Genomic DNA, 6,935 nt, shown 5'->3' with positions numbered 1-6,935 from the left:
TCAGAGACGCTTATTTCTCCGAAATCGGGTGGAGCGTGGCCCTTGGGAGCGATTTAAGCGGCCCACGGCCGCTTATCCATCGCAGATCAGACGATTCGACACAAATAAGCGGCCCACGGCCGCTTATTTGCCGCGCCACACGCCACACTGCACGCCACACTGCACGCCACACTGCACGCCACCCACCACACCACACCACCCACCACACCACACCACCCACCACACCACGCTGCACGCCACCCACGCACCACAGCCACAGCTCCCCCGCAAGCCATGTCCAGCATCTTATCCACACTGTCCACAGAGTTATCCACAAGGCGGAACCCTGCTATCTCGACTTTCTTCGACACATTTCCACAAAATCCACATCCGAAAATCCACCGTTGTTCACAGGCTGGGGATGAATTCGCACTTGACAACGACAGTCACCGCGCCCACATTCCTGCCTCATCCACATTCAGCCTCATCCACATTCAGCCTCATCCACATTCAGCCTCATCCACATTCCTGCCTCATCCACATTCCTGCCTCATCCACATTCCTGCCTCATCCACATTCCTGCCTCATCCACAATTCCCGCACCACCCACTCACCACGATTGCCACGCGGTGAGTGGGAGCTGGGCGTAGGCGTTCAGCGACAGCGGGCTGAACTTGCCGTGCAGGGCGCGGTAGTATGCGGCGGAAGCGATCATGGCCGCGTTGTCGGTGCAAAATTCGAGCGGTGGGAAGACCACGTCGACGCCGAGTTCTTGACCGAGGCTGCCGAGGGCCTGGCGCAAGCCGCGGTTGGCGGCGACGCCGCCGGCGCAGACGATGCGGGACATGCCTGTGTGGGCGATGGCGCGGCGCGTCTTCTCGACCAGGACGTCGATCACGGCCTGTTGAAAACTCGCGCAGACGTCGCGCACTTCGTAAGCCTCGCGGCGGTTGCGGCGCTTGGTCAACTCGTTGTTGACGGCGGACTTGAGACCGCTGAAGGAAAAGTCGAATCCTTCATCGTCGAGGTAGGCGCGGGGAAAGTTGAAGGCGGCGGGATCGCCTTCCGCGGCGAGTTGATCCACTTTCGGGCCGCCTGGGTACGCGAGGCCGAGCAAGCGGGCGACTTTGTCGTACGCTTCGCCCGCGGCGTCGTCGCGGGTGCCGCCGAGCCTGGTGAAGGTGAACGATTCGTCGACGGTCAGGAGCTCCGTGTGGCCGCCGGACACGACGAGACACAAAAAAGGCGGCTGAACGCCGGCCTGGTTCTGCGTCGTGAGCGTGGCAGCGGCGACGTGGCCCGCGATATGATGGACGCCAATGAGCGGTTTGCCGGTCGAGATCGCATAGCCCTTCGCGGCGGAGACGCCGACGAGAAGCGAGCCGAGCAGGCCCGGGCCGCAGGTGACGGCGATGGCGTCGAGATGAGCGAACGTCACCTCGGCGTCCGCGAGCGTTTGCTCGACGACGCGGGTGATGTCGACGACGTGGCGCCGCGAGGCGACTTCCGGGACAACGCCGCCAAACTGGGCGTGCACCGCCATTTGCGTGGCTGTCACTTGCGACACGAGATGGACGCCGTCGTCGACGATCGCCGCGGAGGTTTCGTCACAACTCGTTTCAATGCCGAGAATCCTCACAGGCTCACCTCTCCCTCGGAGGCCAGTTTCGGCGGGAGATCGGCCCACATGATGATGGCATCCTCCTGGTTGTCCGTGTAGTAGCCTTTGCGGATGCCGACGCGCTCGAAGCCGTACTTTTCATACAAATTGCGCGCGATCTCGTTGCTGACCCGCACCTCAAGCGTCATTTTCCGCCCGCCGCTCGCCATGCACATCGACATGAGAGTGCGAAGCAGCTTCTCGCCGAGTTTGAGGCCGCGAAAATCGGGATCGACCGCGATATTGGTCACGTGGCCTTCGTCCATGATCATCCATAGCCCGGCATAGCCGGCGATGCGGCCGTCGTACTCGGCCACGATGTAGCGGGCGAGGCGATTTTCCACCAACTCGCCGACAAACGCTTGGCGGGACCAAGGTGCTGTGAAGGAGCGGTGTTCGACACGCATGACTTCGTCGAGATCGCCCAAAAGCATCCGGCGAATGTTCAGTTTCTCGGGTTGCCACTCTACTTTTGTCATTGCGATCGTCCTCCTTCTGTAACACCCAAGTTGGCTTCGGCTTCGACGGGCAGCACGTACATCGGTTCCAGCGGGTGAATGGCGTCGCCAGTCAAAGTTGGATAGTGTCCGCTCGCCGTCAGGCGAACGAGCGCCTCCGGCAGAAGTCCCGACAGGGTCCGCCAGTTCAGCACCGCGGCTGGCTGCGTCGTTTGATCCAGGCTGGGCAGCGGGATCGAAAAATCGTGCACGATCACGGTGGGCCCAAATCCGGCTGCAGCGCCCCGCAGCGCCTGTGGAACATCCTCCGCCGCTCTGGAGCCGGAAAGCTGGCGCAGCCAATCGTCCACACGCCTCACAGCAATCTCCTCCAGCCGCCGCGGCGGCCCGGCTTCCCCACTGCCGCCTGCACCACTACTGCCTTCCCCGCCTTGGCCGCGGCCAATTTCGTACAACGCGCCGTACGCCCGACTGCGCCGCGCGTTCAACATGACCAGTATGCGGCTGCCAAGCTGCGCCTCGCCCATCGCGAGATACGCGCACTCCGCGATGGCGTCCACGGTTGGGATGGGCACGACGGCCACGCTGAGCGCCTGCGCCATCGCCTTCCCGGTGGCGACGGCCATGCGCACGCCGGTGTAACTGCCAGGCCCTACGCCGATGCCGATTCGCTCGAGATCCTGCATCCCCGTTCCCGAACTTTCCATCGCGAAGGCGATGGACGGTTGCAGAAGGCGCGAATGGCCTCTCGGCACGCGTTGCACCACGCCGCTTGCCAGCATGCCGTCGCTCGATCCGACGCCGACGCCCAGTGTGTCTGTCGCGGTATCCATGGCCATGACGCTCATCCTGCCATCCACTCCCTCAGGCGCGCCGCGGATCGATCCCCGACGGCTTGCACGGCGATTTGCCTCGCCTCACGCTCGTTGGAACCCTCGTCCGGAGTTAGGAACGAAATGTCCACCAGCAAATAATCGTCAAGCAGTTCTCGTATGCCGAGCGGCCATTCAATCAAGACCACTTGCTCCCCGTCGATATAGTCTTCGAAGCCAATGTCGAAAAGCTGCGCATAGGTCAACGTCTCCGTCGAGCTGTCCGGATTTCGGTACATCCGGTATAAGTCCATGTGGGCAAACGGCACTCGCCCCTCGTATTCGGCCACGATGGTGAAGGTCGGACTCGTAATCTCGTCCATCACATCGAGGCCGCGTGCGACACCTTTCGCAAAATGCGTCTTGCCGACGCCCATTGGCCCCACCAGGAGAACGACATCGCCAGGCTGCAATCGTTCACCCAACTGGCGCCCGCAGGCGGTTGTTTCGTCTGGGCTGACCGCCGTCAGCACCCATCTGTCCATCATGTGCGACTATCTCCGTTCATGTCGAGGATGAATCCCAAAAGCGCGCGATTCATCGTTTGAAGTGATTGTATCCCCTCGGCTCGATGACTTCCAGATGTCCCGCCGTACGCATGACGACGCCATCCCCTTCTTCGCATCGGCCGATCGCGGTAATGGGCACACCGGTCGATCCCGCGGAGGCAAGCAGCCGCGCGAACGCGTGACGCGGCGCGGCGCCGACCAGTTCAAAATCCTCTCCGCCGTACAGCGCATAATCCAACGCTGATTTTCCCATCGCCCGGCCCTGCTCCTTTGCCTCAGGCAGAATCGGGATCAGATCCGCCTCAATCACGCAGCGGACCGAACTCGCTCCAGCCACTTCGTGCAGTTCGCTTGCGAGCCCGTCGCTGATATCGTTCAAGGCCGACACACCCGCGTTGGCGGCAAGCATGCCCACGGTGACGCGCGGTTGCGGACGTTGATGGCGGTTCACAAGAATCGCTTGACTCACGGGCGTCGCCCTGGCTTGTCCCAGCAAGACTTCCAAACCAGCGGCCGATCCGCCGAGACTGCCCGTGACAAACAAAATGTCCCCTGGCGCAGCGCCGCTGCGCAGCACCGGGGTTTCGGCCCGCCCCAACACCGTGGTCGTCACCACAAGCGGTCCATCGATGGCGACGACATCGCCACCGACCACATCGCAACCGTATTGTTGTCCAATTTCGTTGAATCCGTCGTAGATCAGACCCACGGCATCGAACGACCACTTCGGCGGGATCGCGATGGACACCGTCGCAACCGTCGGCGAGCCGCCCATGGCGGCAATGTCGCTGATGGAGACCGCCAAAGCCTTGTATCCCAAATTGTGCGGCGTGATCGTCGACTCCAAAAAATGTATGCCTTCAACCATCGTGTCCGTCGTCACCAACAGCTTGCCGCCGTGGAACCGCACGACGGCCGCATCATCGCCGATGCCTGTCAGCACATCCGCGGACGGCGGGGACAAACGCGACGCGAGGGATCGGATGAGTTCAAACTCGTCCATGCTTGACCTCCCACTCCAGGTTCTATGTGATGCCAACCAGGCATGGTTGTCTGGCGTTTCATCCATCATAGCAAGTTTTCGACGCAATCGCCCAATTGGGCATGGCCGTGGACTCTTGTCCATAGACATAGAAGAGACGAACAAGCGGGGTGTGCATATGGCGCTGATTGAGCACTGGATCCAATATGTCACGGCGGCCCTGGTCTTTCTCGGCTATCCAGGACTGTACTTGGCCATGGTCTGCGAAGGATTGGGACTGCCATTCCCTGGCGATGTGTTTCTCGCCTTCTACGGATATTCGATTGCCGAACGCGGCCTGAACGCGATCCCGGTATTCTGCTTCGGCACCCTCGGCTATTTCACAGGTGTGCTCATCGTCTTCACCATGACGCGGCGCTTCGGAAACCTCATCATTAGCCCTCTCTATCGGCTTCGCGTGCTCAACAAGCCGCGTTTGGACGGGATCGGCAACCTCATTCAGCACTACGCGGCCCTTGTGCTCATACCCGGGCGATTCCTGCCGGGTGTCCGATCGCTCAGCACCTACGCCGCCAGTCTCAGCGACATGTCCTATGGCACCTTTTCGCTATACTCCGTCCTTGGCTCCATGGTCTGGTGCGGCGTGTGGATAGGCTTTGGCTACTGGTTCGGCGAGAACGTCGATACAATGATGCAGCACGTGCAAACGACACTCATTTGGCTGACCGTTGCGATTGTCTCCATCCTTTTGCTACTGTGGTTACTTAGAAGATTGCAGGCCAAAGCGAACGCGGAGAGGCGCTGAGAGAGCATGCGCACAGTGACAACGATTGAGTGGTGTGTCAAAAACGAACGGTTCGGTACGCGCCAAGCCATCGAACAACAGTTGCAATCCGCCAACCCGGCAGACGCAGGGCTGTCCACGCGCCGCTACGCCTGCCTCGATCTCTGCGACGTCTGCGCACGCCGCCCCTTCGTACTGCTCAACAATCGCCCCATCGAAGCGGCAACGGCCTGCGAATTGTCGCAACGGATTCGAGACACGAGGTAGTGTTGTCCCGCCATCCGCCAGACGAGCCAAAAGCCACCGCAATTCGCGCCGCCACACCCAACGGCAAAGAGCCATCGCAATTCGCGCTGTGCGTGATCGCGAATGGGATGGCTCTTGCCCGATCTTTGACTAGGTGCCGCAGTTTGCCTGCGGGATGCCCTTTACGAGATGCTAGAGGTATCCGTCTGCGTCCCTTCGGCTGGTAGACTGCTGGTGATCTTGCCTTGCGGCATCACGAAGATGTTCTTGTTGACGATGGTTTGCATCGCGGTGTCGACAGCGCTGCTGTCCACCGGCTGCTTCGGGTTCGGAATGTTCAGCCGAACCTTCTTGTTCTGATCCGTCATGAATGCCAGATGCAACGCGAACTTGGTAGCCATATGGTCCCCTCCTTTGTTGGTCAAACTCGACAACGCCGTTGCCACAAGCCGGCTGAAGTCTGGCCGATCACGCCCTTACGCGCTGGTACCGGACGATGCAGGCGCGGCCGACGCGCCCGCCGTCGAGGCGGTCGCGGTCGATTCAGGCGCGGTCGAGGTGGTCAGCGCCGTTTGATCGACCCGAACAATCTGCACGAGGGGCTCGCCAATCAGCGCGGCTAGCGCCTGTCCAACAGCCAGGACATCGTCACTCGACGCGCTCGCGGACACGTTCGGAAAGTTGTGATTCGAGATCTTCGGTTCTCCACTCGCCTTGGTGCCGTTCTGCGTCTGGATTTGCAGCGTGGTGCCAATCGCTGTGCCATTTGCCATGTGGATGGCCTCCTTTCATGCGCTCTCCCGATTTCCGGGGCGCATCCAAGGAGATGCCACGTAAGCAAGAGAGAGGGGACAAGGGGGCGGGTGGAATGGAGACGCGATCGAGGCTGCGTGACCGACGCGGCCGGCAGAAGCAGAACGGAACGGAGATGCGGGGCCCTCCGTTTCGACCGTTTCGACCGTTTCGACCGTTTCGACCGTTTCGACTCAAATAAGCGGCCCAGAGCCGCCTATCCTGCGCCGATCCCGGCATATTCGCCGCTTGGCCACCATATAAGCCGCCGTCGGCCGCTTATTCCGCTCCATCCGACCATTTCGACACGAATAAGCGGCCCAGGGCCGCTTATTCCCGCGCTTGATCCCGGCATATTCGGTCGCTTGGGTACCACATAAGGGGACGCCAGTCGCTTTATCCCCCTCCGTTCCAACCGTTTCGACTCAAATAAGCGGCCCAGAGCCGCTTATTTGCTCCAATCCGATCATTTCTACATGAATTAAGCGGCCCAGGGCCGCCTATCCTGCGCCGATCCCGGCATATTCGCCGCTTGGCCACCACATAAGCCGCCGTCGGCCGCTTATTCCGCTCCATCCGACCATTTCGACACGAATAAGCGGCCCAGGGCCGCTTATTCCCGCGCCCGTCCCGCCGATCCCGCCGATCCCGCC

The 6,935-nt window shown here is 61.1% G+C and carries 9 protein-coding genes; 2 read left to right on the top strand and 7 right to left on the bottom strand.

The window, feature by feature from the left end; all coding sequences use genetic code 11:
- Positions 1-589 precede the first annotated feature (589 nt).
- From tsaD to thiL, 5 genes are read right to left on the bottom strand one after another with little or no spacing between them, the layout of a single operon-like run.
- Positions 590-1,618 carry a tRNA (adenosine(37)-N6)-threonylcarbamoyltransferase complex transferase subunit TsaD gene (gene tsaD / locus AAC01S_RS17815; RefSeq protein WP_067625681.1) on the bottom strand — a complete coding sequence of 343 codons (1,029 nt, stop codon included), beginning with the start codon at positions 1,616-1,618 and terminating at the stop codon, positions 590-592.
- Entirely contained in the window at positions 1,615-2,118 is a 504-nt protein-coding gene (rimI, locus tag AAC01S_RS17810; protein WP_067625679.1) for a ribosomal protein S18-alanine N-acetyltransferase, read from the bottom strand. Before rimI ends, tsaD begins: the two co-directional genes overlap by 4 nt.
- Positions 2,115-2,936: a tRNA (adenosine(37)-N6)-threonylcarbamoyltransferase complex dimerization subunit type 1 TsaB gene (gene tsaB / locus AAC01S_RS17805; protein WP_169794093.1), complete on the bottom strand. Its 822-nt coding sequence runs from the start codon at positions 2,934-2,936 to the stop codon at positions 2,115-2,117. Before tsaB ends, rimI begins: the two co-directional genes overlap by 4 nt.
- A 5-nt stretch (positions 2,937-2,941) precedes the next feature.
- Complete coding sequence (tsaE, locus tag AAC01S_RS17800) at positions 2,942-3,457, bottom strand: tRNA (adenosine(37)-N6)-threonylcarbamoyltransferase complex ATPase subunit type 1 TsaE (RefSeq protein WP_067625675.1); 516 nt, start codon at positions 3,455-3,457, stop codon at positions 2,942-2,944.
- Between the two features lie 49 nt (positions 3,458-3,506).
- Positions 3,507-4,481, bottom strand: a complete 975-nt coding sequence (gene thiL, locus AAC01S_RS17795; protein ID WP_067625673.1) for a thiamine-phosphate kinase — start codon at positions 4,479-4,481, stop codon at positions 3,507-3,509.
- A 115-nt stretch (positions 4,482-4,596) separates the two neighbouring features.
- On the opposite strand from thiL, the gene AAC01S_RS17790 reads away from it, so the two are divergent.
- Together AAC01S_RS17790 and AAC01S_RS17785 are read left to right on the top strand one after the other, a co-directional pair.
- Complete coding sequence (locus tag AAC01S_RS17790; RefSeq protein WP_245630283.1) at positions 4,597-5,265, top strand: DedA family protein; 669 nt, start codon at positions 4,597-4,599, stop codon at positions 5,263-5,265.
- Positions 5,266-5,271: 6 nt separating this feature from the next.
- Complete coding sequence (locus AAC01S_RS17785; protein WP_067625670.1) at positions 5,272-5,511, top strand: DUF1450 domain-containing protein; 240 nt, start codon at positions 5,272-5,274, stop codon at positions 5,509-5,511.
- Between the two features lie 161 nt (positions 5,512-5,672).
- On the opposite strand, the gene AAC01S_RS17780 is transcribed toward AAC01S_RS17785, so the two are convergent.
- Entirely contained in the window at positions 5,673-5,891 is a 219-nt protein-coding gene (locus tag AAC01S_RS17780) for a DUF2922 domain-containing protein (protein ID WP_067625668.1), read from the bottom strand.
- A gap of 75 nt (positions 5,892-5,966) precedes the next feature.
- Positions 5,967-6,263: a DUF1659 domain-containing protein gene (locus AAC01S_RS17775; RefSeq protein WP_067625666.1), complete on the bottom strand. Its 297-nt coding sequence runs from the start codon at positions 6,261-6,263 to the stop codon at positions 5,967-5,969.
- Positions 6,264-6,935 lie beyond the last annotated feature (672 nt).

It is taken from the genome of Alicyclobacillus acidiphilus NBRC 100859 (genome assembly GCF_001544355.1).
GTDB lineage: Bacteria > Bacillota > Bacilli > Alicyclobacillales > Alicyclobacillaceae > Alicyclobacillus > Alicyclobacillus acidiphilus.
This window is presented reverse-complemented; position numbering and strand designations above follow the sequence as displayed.

What these genes read in the sequence shown, in the direction of transcription:
- AAC01S_RS17785 (WP_067625670.1), top strand. Translation starts at nt 5,272, where the DNA reads ATGCGCACAGTGACAACGATTGAGTGGTGTGTCAAAAACGAACGGTTC.
- tsaE (WP_067625675.1), bottom strand. Translation starts at nt 3,457, where the DNA reads ATGATGGACAGATGGGTGCTGACGGCGGTCAGCCCAGACGAAACAACC.
- tsaB (WP_169794093.1), bottom strand. Translation starts at nt 2,936, where the DNA reads ATGGCCATGGATACCGCGACAGACACACTGGGCGTCGGCGTCGGATCG.
- AAC01S_RS17780 (WP_067625668.1), bottom strand. Translation starts at nt 5,891, where the DNA reads ATGGCTACCAAGTTCGCGTTGCATCTGGCATTCATGACGGATCAGAAC.
- rimI (WP_067625679.1), bottom strand. Translation starts at nt 2,118, where the DNA reads ATGACAAAAGTAGAGTGGCAACCCGAGAAACTGAACATTCGCCGGATG.
- thiL (WP_067625673.1), bottom strand. Translation starts at nt 4,481, where the DNA reads ATGGACGAGTTTGAACTCATCCGATCCCTCGCGTCGCGTTTGTCCCCG.
- AAC01S_RS17775 (WP_067625666.1), bottom strand. Translation starts at nt 6,263, where the DNA reads ATGGCAAATGGCACAGCGATTGGCACCACGCTGCAAATCCAGACGCAG.